The organism is Pedobacter frigoris (genome assembly GCF_032678645.1).
Classification (GTDB): Bacteria; Bacteroidota; Bacteroidia; order Sphingobacteriales; family Sphingobacteriaceae; genus Pedobacter; species Pedobacter frigoris_A.
The window spans coordinates 57,744-77,070 of sequence record NZ_JAVTSP010000003.1 but is presented as its reverse complement, the minus strand read 5'-3'; the positions used below and the strand labels follow the sequence as shown (position 1 = coordinate 77,070).

12 protein-coding genes are annotated in these 19,327 nt (G+C 39.8%); 1 reads left to right on the top strand and 11 read right to left on the bottom strand.

The window, feature by feature from the left end; all coding sequences use genetic code 11:
• Window positions 1-1,086, top strand: a complete 1,086-nt coding sequence (locus R2Q78_RS10895; protein WP_316791723.1) for an Ldh family oxidoreductase — start codon at window positions 1-3, stop codon at window positions 1,084-1,086.
• On the opposite strand, the gene R2Q78_RS10890 is transcribed toward R2Q78_RS10895, so the two are convergent.
• From R2Q78_RS10890 to R2Q78_RS10840, 11 genes are all read right to left on the bottom strand, one after another.
• Entirely contained in the window at window positions 1,087-2,517 is a 1,431-nt protein-coding gene (locus R2Q78_RS10890; protein WP_316791720.1) for an alpha-L-fucosidase, read from the bottom strand.
• A gap of 133 nt (window positions 2,518-2,650) precedes the next feature.
• Complete coding sequence (locus tag R2Q78_RS10885; protein WP_316791717.1) at window positions 2,651-4,294, bottom strand: SusD/RagB family nutrient-binding outer membrane lipoprotein; 1,644 nt, start codon at window positions 4,292-4,294, stop codon at window positions 2,651-2,653.
• Window positions 4,295-4,341: 47 nt separating this feature from the next.
• Complete coding sequence (locus tag R2Q78_RS10880) at window positions 4,342-7,746, bottom strand: SusC/RagA family TonB-linked outer membrane protein (RefSeq protein WP_316791714.1); 3,405 nt, start codon at window positions 7,744-7,746, stop codon at window positions 4,342-4,344.
• 121 nt (window positions 7,747-7,867) lie between these two features.
• On the bottom strand, window positions 7,868-9,058 hold the full coding sequence (locus R2Q78_RS10875) for an ROK family protein (protein WP_316791712.1): 1,191 nt from the start codon (window positions 9,056-9,058) through the stop codon (window positions 7,868-7,870).
• Between the two features lie 166 nt (window positions 9,059-9,224).
• Window positions 9,225-10,838: a SusD/RagB family nutrient-binding outer membrane lipoprotein gene (locus R2Q78_RS10870; RefSeq protein ID WP_316791711.1), complete on the bottom strand. Its 1,614-nt coding sequence runs from the start codon at window positions 10,836-10,838 to the stop codon at window positions 9,225-9,227.
• 51 nt (window positions 10,839-10,889) lie between these two features.
• Complete coding sequence (locus R2Q78_RS10865; protein WP_316791709.1) at window positions 10,890-14,156, bottom strand: SusC/RagA family TonB-linked outer membrane protein; 3,267 nt, start codon at window positions 14,154-14,156, stop codon at window positions 10,890-10,892.
• A gap of 67 nt (window positions 14,157-14,223) precedes the next feature.
• Window positions 14,224-15,345: an ROK family protein gene (locus R2Q78_RS10860; RefSeq protein ID WP_316791707.1), complete on the bottom strand. Its 1,122-nt coding sequence runs from the start codon at window positions 15,343-15,345 to the stop codon at window positions 14,224-14,226.
• A gap of 246 nt (window positions 15,346-15,591) precedes the next feature.
• Entirely contained in the window at window positions 15,592-16,785 is a 1,194-nt protein-coding gene (gene lepB, locus R2Q78_RS10855; protein WP_316791705.1) for a signal peptidase I, read from the bottom strand.
• 94 nt (window positions 16,786-16,879) lie between these two features.
• Window positions 16,880-17,620 (bottom strand): 4-hydroxy-tetrahydrodipicolinate reductase, encoded by a 741-nt coding sequence (gene dapB / locus R2Q78_RS10850; RefSeq protein ID WP_316791702.1) that lies wholly within the window; start codon window positions 17,618-17,620, stop codon window positions 16,880-16,882.
• 103 nt (window positions 17,621-17,723) lie between these two features.
• On the bottom strand, window positions 17,724-18,398 hold the full coding sequence (locus R2Q78_RS10845; protein WP_316791699.1) for a DUF5683 domain-containing protein: 675 nt from the start codon (window positions 18,396-18,398) through the stop codon (window positions 17,724-17,726).
• Window positions 18,398-19,321 carry a ParB/RepB/Spo0J family partition protein gene (locus tag R2Q78_RS10840; protein ID WP_316791696.1) on the bottom strand — a complete coding sequence of 308 codons (924 nt, stop codon included), beginning with the start codon at window positions 19,319-19,321 and terminating at the stop codon, window positions 18,398-18,400. Before R2Q78_RS10840 ends, R2Q78_RS10845 begins: the two co-directional genes overlap by 1 nt.
• Between the last annotated feature and the right edge of the window lie 6 nt (window positions 19,322-19,327).

The following is a 19,327-nucleotide window of genomic DNA, read 5'->3' as shown; positions in this document are numbered from 1 at the left end:
ATGACCTTTTATACTTTTCCAGAAGATAAATTACGCCTTTTCACTAAAAATGTATTCCTTAAGATGGGATGCCCTGATGCTGACGCCGACCTTGCAGCTGATGTATTGCTAAAATCAGACCTTAGGGGAATTGATTCACATGGAGTAGCACGTTTGAGCGGATATGTACGCTTATGGGAAAAGCAAAGGATCAATGCGACACCCAATGTACGTGTGGTTCACGAAACAGCCACAACAGCGACCGTAGATGGTGACGGCGGACTAGGTTTGGTTGTCGCGCCATTTGCAATGAAAGTGGCCATAGAAAAAGCAAAGATTTATGGAAGTGGTTGGGTATCTGTTAAGAATTCAAATCATTTTGGAATAGCGGGGTATCATTCGCTGATGGCTGTAAAAGAAGAGATGATCGGCATCAGCATGACAAATGCAAGTCCGCTTGTAGCCCCTACCTATGCCAACGAACGTTTACTGGGAACAAACCCAATGTGTTATGCCTTTCCGGCTGGAACGTATCCTCCATTGGTAGTCGATATGGCGACTGCGGCGGCGGCAAACGGAAAATTAGAGATTGCGCAGCGTTCAGGCTCCCCTATTCCGGAAGGCTGGGCACAAGATGCTTCAGGCAATCCATCTACAGACCCTCATCAATTGAAACAAGGTGGTTCGTTGCTGCCTTTGGGGAGTGATAAGGAACATGGCAGTCATAAAGGTTATGGGTTAAGCGCTACCGTGGATATCCTGTCTGCGGTTTTGTCTGGCGCAAATTATGGCCCCTGGGTTCCTCCGTTCGTAGCTTTTCTGGAACCACCCACAGACCCTGTAGGAGAAGGAATTGGTCATTTCCTGGGTGCAATGAGGATTGATGGCTTCAGGCCGGCACAGGAGTTTAAAGACCATCTGGACAATTGGATCACCCGCTTTAAAAATGCTAAGACAATAGATGAAAATAAAAAAGTAATCATTCCAGGTGAACCTGAATACAATTTTGAGCAGGAAAGAAAAATTCAGGGCATTCCCCTCATTGATGTTGTGGTGAATGACCTGAATGAACTGGCAGCTAAATTGGGAATCGCTCCCCTATCCTAATTATTGGGCTGTAAATGAGAATGCAAGTGCAGGTAAGTCTGACGGCAGGCCTTTAGGCAACCATACCTTTACTCCTGCATCCGTTTTTTCCCATTTCACATTTTTCCCTGTTTGCAATAATGTCATTTTAGCTCCTTTAGCTGGGACATTCCCGTTCCATATCACATATTCTGGAACTGTAGTTTTTTCTTTAATACAAGTTAGCGCATATCTTGTTTTGGCATCCTTGCTTTGCGTAAACCAGGTGTCTCCATCATGATAATCTTTCGTGATGCGCGTTCCATACAGTGCCTTGCCATTTTTGTTTACCCATTTGCCTATATCTTCCAATCTTGCGATGGCATTCTGAGGAAGCGTTCCGTCCGGTTTTGGGCCTATACCCAGCAACAGACTTCCGCCTTTGGCAACCACTTCTATAAGTGTATGAACTACCTTGGCAGTTGTTTTAAATTGATCGCCTGCCGCAAAGCCCCATGCTCCGCCTAAGGTCATGCAACTTTCCCAGGGATGATCCAATTGCTTTTCAGGTACCCGCTGTTCGGGTGTCTGGTAGTTTTCATAAGGGCCATGTACCGTGCGGTCTACCACCAACAATCCTGGTTGCGCTTCGCGTGCCATACCCACTATTTTAGGCATATTGATATCCTGACTCCATTCGGGGATTCTTGCACCCCAGGATAGCACTTCAGCATTTACAGTTTCCAAAGGCCTCACCCATCCTCCGTCAAGCCATAGGATATCAACCGAACCATAGTTGTGCATCAGCTCGCTAATCTGATTGAAGGTAAACTGCTTAAACTGATTCCAGCGCCATGGATTTTTGCGGATGTCGTAGTTGTTATTCCTGTCTGCAGTTGCATACTTAGACCACCAGTAGTACTGCGAGTGCCAGTCTGGCTTAGAAAAATAAGCACCGATCATAAAGTCCTGTTTGCGGAAAGCATCAAACACATATTTAGCCACATCTGCTTTTGGATTATCCTTAAAAGGACCTTTGGCAATGCTGAAATCTGATTCTTTGGTATCGAACATATTGAAGCCATCGTGATGTTTCGTCGTGAAAACAAGGTATTTCATACCGGCATCTTTACCCGCTTTAGCCCATTGTTCAGGATTGAAATTGACTGGATTAAATTTGGCATTTAATCCCCAGTACCATTTTTTGTAATCCTCATAGGTAATGGTACTGTCTCTAGAGATCCAGTCTTCCGAGCACAGGTTCCAGGATTCCATGATTCCGGGTACCGCATATAGTCCCCAGTGAATGATCATTCCGAATTTTTGATCCTGCCACTTGTCGAGCTTTTGTTTTACAAGCGGGTCAGTAGGCCACTCGTATATGGTGGATTGCTGGTGAACCCCGTTGTCCTGAGCCTTGGAATCAATGAAAAGAAAAATAGCGCTAAAAAAAATAAGGAGTCTGGTTTTCATCTGCATATAATTTGTTTTTATCTGTGTGATCGCAAAATCACCATGGTTTTCATTCTGCTTTATTAAAAAATCCCAGTTGACCTGCAACTGGGATTTAAAGCTAAAAATAGGATTATAAATTAGGAATTTTAATTTATGGCATCCAATAAACTTTTTTCAACATTTCAGCATCAGGATCAGCACCACCACTTGCTTTTAGCCAATTCTCACGGTTATTTGTTTCTTCATCAGTCGGATACGGCAATTTATTATACTTCGTAGTCGCAGGTATCGTCCTTGGAGTCATTCCTGTTCTTCTTACGATTGCCCAAGCCTCCGGTGCTTCAAAAATAGCTGCTAGCCATGCCTGGGTGATGATCTTTTGAAGATTCCCTGTATTGTCAGCTGGTACAAACGCCACTTTTGGATTTGCCAGGAAAGTGGCTATAGCGGTTGGGGCTAATGTAGGTCTATTAGCAGCAGGCCAAATAGAGCCGGAATTACTCGCCACGTAACTATACCAATAGTTAACAGAAGAGGTTAATCCTGCCTTGTATTCAACTTCAGCTTTCGCCCAATCTGCTGCAACACCCATTCCTTTAGCATATATTTCCGATTTCAGGAAATGAACATCTGCCTCTGATATCAGGATATATGGAAATTGTTGCCAATCCCGCATGATATACCAGTTAAACCCGGCAAATTTATTATCGGGAGCAGTATTAGGCGCCAAAGGAACATCGGCATTGACATAAATATTAGTTTCCCCTTCCTGTTGAGATTTGTCTTGTTTTTGCGGCACCCATTTACCAAAATTGTTGGGCATAAACCAAACAGCACTACGAGGATCAAATATACCTGAACCATCGTCGGCATTGCTTGATGATATCTGGTTCCATACATTATCGCTCAGCCTGATACTGCTTACCGACTTTTCACGGAATGCATAAAAAAACCTATCACCCCAACCGCTAGGCAAATTGCCGGTAAGGAGTTTCGGGTAGGTACCAAAATTGTTTTTCCGCATATTAATCTGATCATTACCGTATGACATATCATTCGGCAGGGGCTTATTACCACCTACAATATCTGCAATAATTGCCGATGCCAAAGCCTGCTCCTTAAGATACAAACGAACGGCATAGCGTAATCTGATGGCATTGCCAAACTTTACCCATGCATTGTAATCATTGTTCAGTAAAGACTCATTAGCGCCTATTGAAACCTGTGAGCTGGCGGCACCACCTGTTTTCATCGTGTTCACTGCCGTTTCAAGATCTGCCAAAACTGATTTATACACAGTGGCCTGGTCATCATAAGCAGGACGGTATTTGCTTGGCCCTTCACTTCCTATTCCTGCTTCTGAATAAGGTATGCTACCATATCTATCGAGCATCTGTAATGTTTTATATCCCATTAAAATAGTTGCCATCGATTTCACATTGTCATAGGATGCAGGGCTAGGACTGGCTGCAACTAGTTTGAGTAATAGTTTATAGTCTGCCAGATCAGGATAATAGTTGTTCCAATACGAACGTGTGTAATTGGTTGTATTGATTACTACATTTTGTGTACCCATTTGATTAGTAATAGGCATAAATAAACCCGTGTATAAGGTATAATCCTCATCGGTTGCATGGCTAGCCAGGTTATTAAAAAGACCAGCGGGTGAAGCAGTTGACACTGAAACATCCTTGTACGGTGTATTTAAATCTTTGAAATCCTTGGTGCACGAAACACCCGTTATTATCATGGTAAGCCCAAGCATACCCTGTATAATTTTATGTTGTATTTGCATAACGCTTATATTTTTAGTTTAACACATAATTGAAAATGTATAAAAGCTTATAAAGAAGTTTTTATACTGAAACCAAAGGAACGTACTCTCGGCATAGAAGAATATTCAATACCCTGAATATTACCGATACCATTTACACCTTCAGGATTCAACCCCTTTGGTATTGTGGTGAAGATATAAAACAGGTCACGTCCAATCAACGATACAGAAAGGTTCTGCAATACTTTTGTCTTCTGTATTAATTTTTCTGGCAGCCTATAAGTAAGCGCAATTTCTCTCATTTTCAACCATGAGTTTTCAAACACACTTGCTGAAGTTGGTCTGCCCAAATGGTTCCATGCTGAATAAGTGCCTGCATAATACCAGAGGTAATGCACAACATCAGTATTTGGAGTAGTACTTAGTATTTTGCCAGTATTATCCCGTGCAACAAAAACACCTCCAAAATCAACACCAACATTCGCTGTTGTTCCATCTGGATAAGTATATGGCAAACCGCCACCATTACGTTCTTTCAATGTTTCTTTAATCGTACCGCTTCCCATAGCTGCTGCATAAGATCCGAAATAAGTATCGCCGCCTATTTTGGCATCAGCCAACAGGTACAATGAGAAGTTTTTATAACGGAAAGTATTAGAAATACCTCCTGTCATAAAAGGTTGCGAATTTCCAATTGGAACTTCAGCGGCAGTAAGTGCCCATTGTGTACCTGCATAATAGGTTTTACCACCAACTGAATATGTTACCGGTAAGCCGTCTGTACCCAAAGCACGCTTTACTTCCTTCTGGCCATCTACGTAAACAAAATCTCTACCGTAGATAGTACCATAGCTTTCACCAACTTTAACACGCTGCGATACGCCTGCTCCTCCAAAATAATTACCAAGATTTAACTCATTAACTCCATCCGAAAGCCCCAATACTTTTGTGCTTGATTTAGCTCCGCTAAGCGATATATCCCAAGAAAAATCTTTAGTCTTAATAGGTGAACCACCAACAATAAACTCGAGACCTTTATTTCCCAATGAGCCGGTATTAATTGTAATGGTACTATATCCTGATGATAATGGAAGTGGATTACCCAATATCTGGTTAAAGCTCTTCATTGAATATGCTGTTAAGTCAATATTCAAGCGATTATTAAATAACCCCAGATTAATGCCCGCTTCAAAAGACCTGCTTTTTGCTGGCTTAATACCATCAATTTTCAAATTTGACGGAAGACTTTGAGCTTGTGATCCATTATATACTGTTCCGTCAAGCGTATTAAAGATAGAATAAGGATCAATTGAACCATCACTGCCTGTTTCTGCATAAGAAAGTTTAAGCTTACCAAAATTTAACCATGGCATACTGGTTTGCAGCCCTTCAATATGATCAGTAAATACATATCCCAGGTTAACTGATGGGTAAGCGATACTATTGTTTGCCATTGGCAATGTACTAAACCAATCCTTTCTTAAGGTACCTTCTAAGAACAAATAATTTTTATAAGAAAGATTCAGAAATCCAAATACCGAGTTAATTTTCTTAGTATATCTTACTTCATCTCCAGCAGCTGGTGCAGTCGCTCCATTATTTAATGCATAAATAAATGGCTTAACAAAATTTCCAGAAGTTGAATTGCTCACTGCATAATCATTTCTGTAAAAAGATTCCCCACCTAAAGTAAGGCTGGCATTAATATCTTTAAACAGGTTATCTTTATGTAAACGAGCAAAGGCATTTAAGTTTCTACTCAAATATTTCGACAATGTCTGCGCATATTTACCCTCAATCTGACCAAGAACATCTATCGGTGTATTTCTTACCTCAAGCACATCATTAGAATTATCTAAACCCCCTAGCGCTGTTACGTTTAACCAACTTGTTACATCTGCTGTAAGTTTAAGACTGCTTACGAACTGGTTACGTGTATAATCTGCATTATTTTTTAACAACTGCCAGTACTGGTTATTCAGGTACCCTGTAGACCAAGGGTATGCTGGCCCATTGGCCAAGGTAGGGATCGCTCCAAAATCAACACGTTCGCCATTTGGACCAAATTGCTGCGAGAAAACCAAATCAGGATCATAATCCCTCGCCATAGAATAAACAGGTGCCGCCTGCCAGCCTGCACCTTGTCCTGCTGCATTCAGACGTTTGAAATTAGTATAGCTGGAAGTAATTTCCGCTGACATTTTACTGCTGATTTTTAATGTAGAGCCAAGATTAAAATTATTGCTCTGTATATTACTGTTAATCATATTAGGCTTTGTATCGTTCCTTGTATATGAAAGACGTGCTGTCGCAATTTCATTACCACCATTAACTGCAATATTGTGAGAGGTTACTGAGCCTTCAGGGAAATATGCCTTCCAGTTATCAGGTTTTCCAACATAAGGTCTTTGTACTCCATCGTAAAACATAATTGGCTGGTTATCAAAACGTGCCCCCCATGAGTAACTACCCGGGTAACTAAAATAACTGTAAAAATCTTGTGCATTAGGATAAGGCATTGGGCCATGAGAGTTGTTGGTATAGTTACCAGCAGAATTCGTGTTGTTACCTACTTGCATACGCTGACCTGCACCGTTTTTAGGAAACCATTTGGTTTGATCAGAGGAAGTCATAGACGCCACACCACCCTGACCATATTCATTTTGAAAATCCAGTATCGAAAACGCATCTGTGTTACGGGTAGAAAAAGAATAATCCACGCCAAGTCCTTGGCGATTGCTTCCTTTTTTGCGTGTAATTAAAATAACACCATTACCTCCGCGCGCTCCGTATAAAGCTGCAGCTGCAGGTCCCTTTAAAACGGTTATGTTTTCAATATCTTCGGGATTGACCATGTTCATACCGGAACCCCAGTCTTTATAGCCACTAACATCAGCACCTACAGCACCTAACACGCTACCACCGCCTGAATTGTTGTTTACATTTATAGGGTCGTTATTAATTGCAACTCCATCCACGATGATCAATGCCCTATTATCGCCAGTAATCGTAGTATTTCCACGCACTACAATTCTAGACGACCCGCCTTCTGCACCACCCCCAGCCTGGGTAATTATCAAGCCGGCAACTTTACCCATTAAACCTTGTGCAATAGTAGGTGCCTGGGCAATCGTAAGGTCTTTTCCTTCCACCGTTTGAGTAGCATAGCCTAAAGCCCGCTTTTCTCTTTTTACACCCAAAGCTGTTACTACAATTTCATCAAGGTCACTCGTTGAAGATTTCAAAACTACGTTTAGACTCGTTGAACTTCCGACAACAATCTCCTTGGTGATCAATCCAATAGAGGTAAAACTAAGTGTAGCCCCCTCCTTCACTGAAATGCTAAAACTTCCGCTGGCATTCGTAGAAGCTCCATTTTTTGTTCCTTTTTCAAGCACACTCACTCCCGGCAAGGGTGCTCCAGATTCGTCGGTTACTTTTCCAGTAACGGTTTTTTGTGCATAGGCTGACATTGTTATTAGGCTAAATAACAACAGAGCCGTACACTTTAAGTACATCTGTTTCATGGTTTTTAAATTTAGTTGTTAGTGTTTGTTTAGTTTAGTAGTTTATATTAAAAGAGATTCTTACTTGCTAAGTAAAATCACAATTCTCAATCACAAGAATTGCTGCCCCCAGCAATCCTGATTCACTAGCCAGCTGTGAAACAGCAATCGTTGTCTGCTCAGCTAATCTTGGTATACAAAATTCATTAATGGCGTGCTGCACAGGGGCCATTAATATCTTCCCCGCCGTCGCACCTCGTCCCCCAATTACAATAACCTCCGGGTTCATGATATGAATAAGCGTAGCTATACCCTTCCCTATCAAAAAAGCAGCATCCGATAAAATAGAAACCGCTAAAGGATCTCCTTCTTTTGCAGCTTCCAAAAAATGATCTCCAGGTAACTTACTTGAATCTTTAAATGAATGTTCCAACTTAGAACTTACTCCGGCGGCAATCTCATTTTTTGCGCGTTCAACCAACACCAGCAAAGAAGTGTCTACTTCTAAACATCCACGCTTACCACATGAACACAACTTATTACTTTGAGACAATGGAATATGACTAAACTCGCCTGCATAGCCGCTATGACCTCTAAATAATGTGCCGTTAATGACCATCCCAAGCCCTATTCCCCATCCCACATTAACAACCAGTATTTCCTTAAGGTCTCTGCCGGCACCAAATTTCAATTCAGCCAATGCAATCAGACTGGAATCATTATCTATGAACACAGGGAAGCCCAATTCTTTACCCAAATAACTTTTTAAGCTGTTATGACCTTTAAGTTTAAAAAAAGTATAATTAACACCCTGTTTTGCACTGACAAAACCAGGCATTCCTATACCGATGCCTAATATCTTATCTGAGGGAAGTCCTGAACGATGAATGTAATCTTTTAAAAATTCTATAAGCATTTTTAAATCAGCAGGCTCTTCGCTTAAAGAAAATGTCAGAATTTCTGGTTCTGTTTTAATATTACTTAGTAAATCATAGATTACAACCTGAGTGGTCAGTTGATCCATCGCAACAGCGACAATATAACGCTGCTTTTCATGATTCAATAAGAATGTCGATGCTCTTCTGCCCCCAGTAGAAGGCGCAAGTCCAGATTCTATAACATAACCATCATTAACTAAATCATTGACAACATTGGTTACCAACGGCAAGCTTTTATGAGTAAACGCACTTAGCTCAGTTAGTGTCAGCATTTTATTAAAGTATAAATGCTTAATAACCTCTTTACGTAAGTGGTGATATTTTTTATGACTTGCTGACACTTTATTTGGTTTAGTTGTATAAACTTAAAATAATAATATTAAAAAACATAATACTTTTTAATTTATTTTTTAAGTATACTGCACTTTACCAATTACATCTAGCTTCTTTTCAAAATTTGGTTATTTTAATGAGCAAAAAAAAGCGCACTTCGTGCGCTTTTTTTGTTTACCTACCTGTCCACCATACCGGACTGGTATAATTATTCTGAGCTCGAACAGCTTGAAAATTCTCACTATTATTTGATTCCTCAGTACTAGGATATACCGTTCTTTCCATTAACAAAAAGTTACTTGCAGATTTCTTAACTCTTGTACCAAGCTCTTTAGTAAGCCTACGGGTATCCGCCCATAACTCATACGGCTTTAACATATTGAAATGAACATAGCGCTGGTCATAAATCAATCCAAGCTTCTCTGTGCTACTTGCAATATTAAATTCGGCAATTTTCGCAGCTAAAAAAAGATCAATAGTTACCTGATTAGGTTTTGCAGGTGCAGCTGCAGGCATAACTCCAGTGTATACAGCGGCTTTATTCTTATCATTTATTTCATAATATATATCTATAGATTCTTGTATTCCTGCTCTAAGCTGATCTGTTACTGAAATTCCCAGATCTGCCCAGCGAAGTCCTGCTTCTGCCAAAATTAAATGTACTTCCGTTGAGGTTAACACCATAGCTGGAAATGCTGTATTTCGCTCAAACGTTGTTCTATTGTACAACGAAGGAAACGTTGCTGCCAAGTTTGTCTGATCAATTTGATTTCTTATTGTCGAAACATCATTTGCTTCAGCCGGCATTGGTGTATAATTCCCGTTTTTATCAGGCTGAAACAATACTTTGATACGGGGATCATCTGGCTGGCCTGCCTTTCTCAATACATTCATCATATTTTGAGGAAGCCATAAATAACCACCACCTCTTGTCCTTAGTTCCTCTAAGGCTCGGTTTATTAAAAACTCAAATGCCCTGTCTTGTTGCAAATCGACATAAGTTATAGAGCTAGCTCTGTCTTTTGCATAAACCCCATCCTGCAATACCTCCTGAATGGTTGTTTTAGCTAACTGAGCATCTGCAAGAGCGAGACGCATAGCCAATCGCAATCTCAAGCTATTGATAAATGTGCGCCATTTAATAAGGTCTCCAGCAAACCATATGTCATTTTTCTTAATTAGCTGCTGTATAGCACTTGTGCCAAGCGTATAGTTTTTCAGTTTTGCAGAAACATCTTTTAGATCAGCCAATATAGATGTATAGATAAACTGTTGTTTATCAAATTTCGGGAAGAAATTATTGTCCTGAGCTTTCATTGCGTCTGTATAAGGCACATCGTTATACGCATCAGCAAGTTGATAAAATAAGTAATCCTTAATTACAATTCCTGTCCAGGAAAATACCTCATATTCCTTTTGTTGATCAGCAGGCAATTTTGCAAGCGCATCATTCATTGCTCTAATTGATCTTAGCTTACTATAAACGTCGCCATATGGAGAATGTCCCCATCCATAGGTATTTGCGGCACCATCATTAACAGTACCACCACTTCCCAGTGTTCTGTTAAAGGCTTCAAAATTATGGAAGTACTCTCCATAACTGGTTCTGAATATACCAAGCTCCTGTTGAATATTAGTGTAAAATCCCTCAGGTGTAGGAGTTGTAAAGCCATCCGGATTCAGATAGTCGCTCTCAAGCGTCTTTTTACACGAGGTGAATATGCTGCAGACTATTGCTACAATAATCACAGATTTCCTCGCTATAGGTTTAAAATATGTACTTTTCATTAGAATATTTTTTAGTTATTATGACAACTTCATAATTAATTATTACTGATTTTAGAATGATGCCCTAACGCTTGCACCAAAACTTCTCACTGCAGGCCACGCATTATTTTCATAGAATGCATTTGTACCATTAAGAGACTCCGCATCAACATTTGGCATAGTTTTATAAAGGTATGCCAGGTTATTTGCGTACACAGAGACGGTTAGTTTTTGGATTTTCATTTTGCTGGTAAGTTTATTAGGTAAAGTATAACCAACAGTTATGTTTCTTAACTTGATATAATCGTTTTTGTAAACAATATCAGGTTGAATATCCATAAAGCTTCTCCAATAGTATGCATATTTATCTTCAGCAGTAATAATAATGTCATTAGGTGACCCGTCTGCTTTAACACCATCAAGTATAACACCATTGTGCATGATGAAAGGATATTGTGAGTCAGCCGGAAGGGCACTGCTGTGACTTGGCAACCCAACAAATTTTCCGTCATTTCTAACATAGTAAGGAAGTCCACCATGAGCCTCATCTCTACCCTCTACTGTATTTTTAGCAGAACCATTACCTACCATGTACATGTTGGTTTGAGAGACCATTTTACTTCCAAACGAATAATCTAAATTAAAATCTAGTGATATTCCTTTATAAGATAAGGTATTGTTTAATCCGCCGACTGCAGTTGGGATAACGGTTCCTAAAACATCCTTTTTTGTCGCATCGTTACTGTAAAACCCATCTGCACCAACAACTCTTTTGCCACTTACCGGATCTGTAGTATAAGAATTCACTTTAATCTGACCATAAGGCTCGTTTTTATAAGCAACTACAGTGGCTCCCTGAGCACCCCATAAAATTTGTTCATCAACTCCTTTATCCAATTTTTTCACCATAGGCTTTGATTGACTGGCATTAAACACCACATTCCAACTAAAATCTCTGGTCTGAATTGGCGTACCGTAAATGTTCAACTCAAATCCAGTATTCGTAATCTCTCCGGCATTGATTCTTAGAGAACCTACTCCTGTTGCCTGCGCAACGCTCAATCCCATAATTTGATTATAAGTAGAGGCATGATATACGTTAAATTCAAACCCAACACGGTTTTTCAAGAACCTGTTCTCCAGCCCTATTTCAAACTCTCGTTTTCTTTCAGGCTGTAAGTTAATTGGAGGAAGGTCTCCAGGAGGACTATTGGTAATCACACCACCATAATTGCCAATTCCATATATTACATTCGAGAAATACTCAGGTCCTGGCCTGCCAACATCTGCCCATGAAGCCCTTAATTTACCATAGCTAAGCCAATCTGGCAATTTAAGTGCGTCCGAGTATATAAATGAAGCACTTACACCAGGATAGAAGTAAACGTTGTTTGCGGGTGGTAGGATAGAGGATGCATCTCTACGACCTTGTAATTCAACGTACAACCAATCTTTATAACTTAGTTGAGCTGAAGCTAATAACCCAACTAATCTACTCAACCTTCTGCTATATGCTCTGTCACCCGAATTATAAAACTCATCATTTTTACTGTTATTCAATGAGAACCAGTCTCTTGTGATAAATCCACCGCGGGTAAATCTGCCAACGGATTCATAGGTTCTTCTCTGAATTACACCACCTACAAATGCATTTAATGCAAGATTTTCAGTAAGCTGTTTATCATAGTGTAGTAAACTTTGAGCATTAATTCTCATTTCCTTATTATTATTAATGCCATAATATCCACCTGCAGCTTCAATTAAAGGACGGGTCACCCTTTCTTTGGTCTCCCCATGATTTGAAACTAAATCGAAGCCGCCAAGAGTTTCAAGGCTTAAACCTTTGGCTAAATTAATGCTTACTGTTGCAGAATTGATAAAATGTTCGCGTGTATTATCATAAGAATTCATCGTTTGCTTCCAGAAATAATTCAATGCCAACTGATCTCTTACAATTCCTCCTGTTGGATTCTGTGCTTGTCGATTATTAACATACCACCAAAAATATCCGGTCTCAGGATCAACAATCTGCTCTTTACTTAAACGTTCTACGTCTAAATTACGGGGTATACCATAGGTTACAAAAGCATCCTGGTTTTGACTAGGGGAATTGTGACTAAATGTATTAACGTAGGTACTCACCAACTTAAATTTAACCCTATCTGTTACTTTGATATCACCACTAAACATAAATTTATTGTCATTCAGGTCATATCCTTTAAAAATACCTCTATAGTCATTTCTGCTATATGATGTTCTGAAATTACCCAAGTCTCCGCCACCTTGTATCGATACGTTCACATTATTTGTAAAACCATTTTGATAGAAAGCGTTTATATTATCTGGCTGAGCAACGTATGGCCTTTTGACACCATCATACCACAAAATTTCACGTCCATCCATCTTAGGCCCGAAGTTATAGTTAGTCGCATAATATGCCTGCTGACTATTTCTTATGAAAAACCCTTCAGCATCGACGGTTCCAGGATTGCTCCACGGCGCCGGAAAGCCGGATCCGAACTCATTTTGAAATTCCTGCATGATCCATGGATCATCAAAAGACCTGCTATAGCTAAAATCAATTCCCAAGCCATTTTTTTTACCCCCACTCTTTGTGGTAATTAAGATTACCCCATTTGCACCTTCTGAACCATACAATACTGATGCTTTAGCGCCTTTCAATACTTCGAATGATTCGATATCATTCATGTTCAGATCATTTAAACCATTACCAGTACTTCTGTTGATATCGGTAGGTCCGTCTAACATAGGGATACCATCAATTACGAACAAAGGCTTGGTTGAAGATCCTTCAATAAGGGCAACAGCATTTCTAATATTGACATTTAATCCTCCTGATGGCCCAAGAGCTGTAGAACTGAGCCTTAGACCCGGTGCCTGACCATATAAAGCACTTAAGCTGTTCAATGGAGAACCATCATTCTCCAGCTCACTTGTTTTAACTGTTGTTGAGGCATAACCAAGTGCCCTTTTCTCTTTTTTCACTCCAAGGGCTGTCACTACAACTTCATTTAGTGCTTTTTCGTCCGCAACCAACTGGATGTTAATCACGGCACTACCCCCAACACTTACCTCTTTAGTGAGATATCCCACATATTTTACAACCAGAGTTGCCGTTTCTGGAACCGTAATAGCAAATTTTCCAGCAGCATCAGTTATTGTACCATTATTAGTGCCTTTTTGAAGGACACTAGCCCCTGGCACGGGCAGCCCTTCCGGATCTCTTACCGTTCCGGTTACGTTCTTCTGTGCATAAGCAGCAACTGCTATTAGGCTAAATAACAGTACTGTAAAACACCTCAAGTAAAATTGTTTCATTTTGATTAGTTTTTAGGTTAGTAATTATTAGTAGTTATTAATAGTTCTATATACTAAAAAACAGGTGCTAAGCAAATTCGCAGTTCTCCACTACGAGAATTGCTGCACCGAGAAGTTCCGAAGATGTATTAAGGGTAGAAATTGCTATCGTAGTTTGCTCTGCCAATCTTGGAATGCAAAATTCATTAATTGCATGTTGTACTGGCGCCATCAATATTTTGCCCGCTATAGAGCCCCTTCCCCCCAAAACAATTAGTTCTGGATTCATGATATGGATTAAAGTCGCCAGTCCCTTACCAATTAAAAACGCAGCTTCAGACAGTATTGAAACTGCTAAAGGATCTCCCGCCTGGGCTGCTTCCAGAAAATGGTCTCCAGGTAGTTTACTTATATCTTTAAATAAATGTTCTAATTTAGAACTCACGCCAGCTGCCATTTCGTTCTTCGCCCGCTCAACCAGCACCAGTAAAGAGGTGTCTACTTCCAAACATCCCCGTTTTCCACAGGAGCACAGTTTGTTACTATCAGACAGTGGAATATGGCTAAATTCACCAGCATAGCCACTGTGACCTCTGAAGATACTGCCATTAATGATCATACCCAACCCGGTTCCCCATCCAATATTCACAACCAGTACATCCTTTAAACCCGCACCAGCACCGAATTTCAACTCTGCTAAAGCAATAAGACTTGAATCATTATCTATATATACATGAAAACCTAGCTCTTTAGAAAGGTATCCCCGTAAAGTGGCACTTCCTTTTAACTTGAAAAAAGTATAATTAATCCCCTGCTTGGAGTTTACAAAACCTGGCATTCCAATTCCGACTCCCAAAATCTCGTCCGCAGCGATTCCTGAACCTGAGATATAGTTTTTCAAAAAACCGACGAGTTTTGTTAAGTCTGCAGAATCTTCAGTCAATGGGAATTCAAGAATTTCAGGTTGCTTTATCCTATTCATCATCAGGTCATAGATAACAACCTGTGTGGTTAATTGATCCATTGCTACAGACACAACAAATCGTTTTTTTTGGGAATTCAATAAAAAAGTAGATGCTCTCCTTCCTCCGGTAGATGGCGCTAAACCTGACTCAACTACATAACCGTCCTGAACAAGATCGCCAACTGTATTCGTCACCAGAGGAAGGCTTTTGTGCGTACGCGTACTGAGCTCAGTCAAAGTAAGCATCTTGTTAAAATACAGCTGCTTAATGACTTCTTTTCTTAATTGGTGATATTTTTTATTGCTAGCTGACACCTCTTAATACGTTAATTAGTATAAACTTAAATTTTATTTACCACAAAATACAATGCTTTTTAAAAAAATTTTAAAGTTTCGGCTCCTTTAAAGAAAAAGGTGTTTTACGCACATATCTGACGCAAAAAAAAATGGATATATTTTTATATATCCATTCTCAAAAAAAAGTAAATAAGACTATTTAATTCCTCTCAACAATCTGTTCCATCTTATCTTGTTAAAGAATGATCCGTTGGTATTATAACTCATCCAGATAAACAGTGCCTTTCCAACAATGTGGTCTTCTGGAACAAATCCCCAATACCTGGAATCGAGTGACCTGTGTCTGTTGTCCCCCATCATCCAGTAGTAATCCATTTTAAAAGTATAACTGGTTGCAGGCTTACCATTAATCAGCCATCCATTACCAGATTTCACAACCGTGTTACCCTCATAAATTCTGATGCTTCTTTCATAAAGCGGCATCGTGGCGCTGTCTAATGCTACTGTCCAGCCTTTTTTCGGCACAACGAATGGTCCAAAGTTATCTACGTTCCAATTTCTGTTTGGGTCAAAAGGAAAAACATCTGATTCTCTTTCGCCTTCAGCCTTTACATCCAGCTTTACAGATTGAACAAAATCAAGCTTTTTCACATCAACCATCATGTCCTCTGTAGCGTTAAAGAAGAACAAACTTCCTCTTTGAGAAATGTCTTCCTGAATGTTAAAGCCCATATCTTCAAATAGAGAGAAATTTATGTCCGTTGTTTTAAAAACAACTTCATAAGTCATTTGCCCGGTATTCTTCAATTTTTCCTGCTTTCCATTTACAGAAACAAGACCACCTTTCATACTAATTACATCACCAGCTATTCCGATACATCTTTTGATGTAATTTTCCCTCTTATCTACAGGCCTGCTGATGATAGTGTATTGAGTGTTGACTGATTTCCAACTACTATTCCTCACCATTTGATAGTAATCAGCATCCTGTTGCTCCAAAGCAACTGTATCTCCCTGCGGATAATTGAAAACCACTACATCGTTCCTTTTTATGTCAGAAGTTCCTGGCAGTCTGCGATATTTCCATTGTACGCCATCCCAATATGCTTTGGTACCTGTTAAAGGCATCGTATGATGTGCAAATGGAAATGCCACAGGTGTCATAGGGATACGGGCACCATAATTTACTTTACTTACAAAAAGAAAATCACCGATCAACAACGAGCGCTCCATTGAAGCGGTTGGTATAGTATATGCTTCTATAAAGAATACCCTGATAATTGTTGCTGCAATAACCGCAAAAAGAATAGCATCTACCCATTCTCTTGTTTTAGTCTTTTTTTTCTTTGGCTCGGCATCCTTATTTTTTTGCCAGAATTTCCAACTCATATTTTTCGTTTATATATATACTGTCTTTCAATTTTGATGAAGTCATCAGATTTGCTCATCCCACTGCATGGTCTAAAAATCGTGATGATCTGCGTTATTTAAAATCAAACATATCGGTTACATTGTAAAAACCCTGCTTTCTCTCCAGCCATTCTGCAGCTACTATCGCGCCGAGCGCAAAACCAGATCTATTGTGCGCAGTATGCTTCAACTCAATCTCATCTACCTCTGAACTGTAAACCACAGTATGTGTTCCTGGTATATTCTCAATTCTATGAGACTCAATCAGCAGCTGTTCTTTCTTTACAACATCTTCAAATGGCGTTCCTACCAATTCATTTACCCATTCCGACTTTCTATCCAGGTTATCAATGATGCCCTCTGCTAATGTCATAGCGGTACCACTTGGCGAATCCAGCTTCTGAGTATGATGTATCTCCTCCACCTGAACCTCGTAAGCAGGGAAATTATTCATTAATCTGGCCGTTATCTTATTGATGTGAAAGAACAAATTAACTCCAATACTAAAGTTTGATCCATAAAGCAATGAATTGTTACGGGATAGACACTCATTCTTCACTTCCTGTAACTGACCATACCAGCCTGTGGTTCCAACTACAACAGGCAAATTTGCTTCAAAACAAGCATAAATATTACTAATTGCAGCATCAGGCGAACTAAAGTCAATTGCAACATCTGCCTTACGAAGATTTGATGTAGTTAAATCCTCGCGATTGTCAATACTAATTTTCAGGACTATTTCATGTCCCCTTTCCAGCGCAAACCGTTCTATGATTTGCCCCATTTTACCATAACCGAGTAATGCTATTTTCATTTAGTATTTATTGCTTTTTTGTAATGAAGCTTGCTGCGCAGGTTTCATTTAGTATCTATTATTTTTTAATTGTAATGAATATATATTGATATCCATTATTTGCCTAAAACGACATGCTAAGTTTGATTCCTGGCGTAACCTGATTAAACCCATATATGTCATTTGTATTTATTAATCCGGGAGACAGCTTAATCCCAGCGATATCACCAACATCAAAATACTTTAGTCTTGCGTCTATATACGCCTCAACTACGTTCAGTAAATACAAACCTACAAAAGAAAAAGTAACTACTTCTCTGTTCCTTCTTGCATTATCTTTTGCCAGGATCATTCCATCTGTTGGAACGCGTGCATAATCAACGTTTTGTGTTTTCCCCGGATTGTCCTTGCGGTATTGAAGTTCTTTCAGAAAAACCTTATACATTTTGTTATTGTCAATATACGAAAGTGTTAAAAAAGTCGCTCCCGTATATATACCCGCAACTTTAGCCAAACGATATACAGTTACACCATTTCTAATCTGGCCTAAGCCCGGCAACATCATTGAACTAATGGCCGCCCTTCTACCTGCTATCTTCCCCTGGTTTACATACTTCGTCTTTCCTGTATCAACTGCTATTTTGACCTGCTTACCTGCATTAAGAACCATCGGTTTAGCCTTTTCAGTAGTATCCTTCAGGCTATTAAGGCTATCCTTTTTATCCTTCACAGGAACCTGGGCTACCGCAGTAAATACAGTAAATAAAAACAGTACCGATACAAGGACAGCTCTATACATTACCAGTCTAATAGCTCTAAGATACGGCTTAAGTCATCCTCAGATACAAAAGGGATCTCAATGGCTCCTTTTCCGTTTTCACCGACTTTCAATTTTACTTTGGTAGCAAATTTGGAAGCCAGGTCTTTTTGTAGTTTTTGATACTCGAAAGAAGCTGCAGGAATTCTTTTGGCTGGTTTAGCTTTAACCTGAACACTATTGATGCTCCTTACCAACTCCTCTACCTTGCGAACAGAAAGTCCTTTTTCGATGATTTCGTCGTGAATATAAAGCTGTTTATCCGCCTGGTCAACATTGATCAATGCCCTGGCATGCCCCATAGATATTTTCTGGTCTCTTATAGAGATTTGGATAATTGGTGGAAGTTTCAGCAACCTCAGGTAGTTCGTCACCGTTGTCCGGTTCTTACCTACACGTTCGCCAAGCTGTTCCTGCTTAAGATTACATTCATCCATCATCTGCTGAAAACTCAATGCAATCTCAATTGCATTTAAATTCTCGCGCTGAATGTTTTCTATCAATGCCATCTCCAGCATCTGCTGATCATTGGCGGTACGAATATACGCCGGTATTTCAGTCAGACCTGCAAGCTTAGATGCCCTCAGTCTGCGCTCTCCTGAGATCAGTTGATATTTACCTCCATTAGGTTGCGCCCTTACAGTAATCGGCTGAATTAGTCCCTGTACTTTTATAGACTCCGAAAGTTCATTCAAAGCCACCTGGTCAAATTCAGTCCTGGGCTGGTAAGGATTGGTTTCAATATCACTGATATTGATATGACCTATATTATTTTTTGTATTACCTTCCTGCCTGGTTTCGCTTACAGGGTTTACTCCGTTTTTAGGTGGGTTCGCTGCCTCAGTGTCATCCAAAAGCGCACTTAATCCTCTACCTAAACCTGTTTTTCGCTGAAAAGATGTCATTAAGAA